The 532-nt window shown below is 62.2% G+C and carries 1 protein-coding gene; it reads right to left on the minus strand.

Annotated features, from left to right (window positions below):
• Nucleotides 1-46: 46 nt before the first annotated feature.
• A partial coding sequence (locus AC1D0P_RS28005) for an elongation factor 1-alpha C-terminal domain-related protein (protein ID WP_477679713.1) occupies nucleotides 47-532 on the minus strand: 486 nt, incomplete at its 5' end.

A 532-nucleotide genomic window follows, 5' to 3' on the forward strand; every position in this document is an offset into this window, starting at 1 on the left:
CGCCATAGGCGTCGAAGGCGACCGGCGCCTGGGTCGAGATGTTTCACTAGCCCACTTCGTTCATGTTGAGGTGCTTGGCCGCCTCATGCGCGAAAGTGTTGATGTTGACCTGGTGCTTGAGCGTCGTCACCGTGACGCTGACGCTGTCGACCTCGGTCCTGAGGATATAGGAGCAGCCGGGGATCATCGGCTGGGCGTCGAACCAGATCACATGCGCCTGGAACTGGTCGGCCACATGCGGACGGTTGGCCGGGTCGACCAGCATGTCGCCGCGCGAAATGTCGATCTGGTCTTCAAGTACGATGGTGATTGCCTGGCCTTCCGCAGCGTTGCGCAGGTTGCCGTCATGGGTGACGATCTGCTTGACGCGCGATTCCTGGCCGGACTTCGCCACCGTCACCTTGTCGCCGACGGCAACCTTGCCCGAAGCGACCTGGCCGGCAAAGCCGCGGAAATCGAGATTGGGGCGCACGACATTCTGCACCGGCAGGCGGAAGGGCTTGTCGAGATAGTCGTTCTCGACCGGCACATC

The organism is Polaromonas sp. P1_G2, from assembly GCF_056405515.1.